At 69.5% G+C, this 220-nt stretch carries 1 protein-coding gene; it reads right to left on the bottom strand.

Annotation, left to right across the window (positions count from 1 at the left end; translation table 11 throughout):
* Nucleotides 1–220, bottom strand: a 220-nt coding sequence (locus tag IVB32_RS10925) for a hypothetical protein (RefSeq protein WP_247410352.1), incomplete at both ends; no start/stop codon positions are given.

The following is a 220-nucleotide window of genomic DNA, read 5'->3' as shown; positions in this document are numbered from 1 at the left end:
CCTGCCGCTTCAATTCGGCCGCCTCGACTGCGGCGGCATCGGAGCTTGCGGCAGCGCCGACCGTGAAGAACGGCAGGATCGGCTTGCGCGTCATCGGCCGGAACGAGCAGCGCTCGGCGATCTCCACCGTCGAGGCCAGCGCCTCCGGAATGTCGGCGAACAGCACCGCCATCTCGGCGCGGGTCTTGAAGCGGTGATCGGGCGTGAGCTGCTCGCGCTC

This window comes from Bradyrhizobium sp. 23, from assembly GCF_023073295.1.
Classification (GTDB): domain Bacteria; phylum Pseudomonadota; class Alphaproteobacteria; order Rhizobiales; family Xanthobacteraceae; genus Bradyrhizobium; species Bradyrhizobium canariense_D.
Note: the sequence above shows the minus strand (reverse complement) of the source record. Positions and strands in the feature narration are given on the sequence as shown.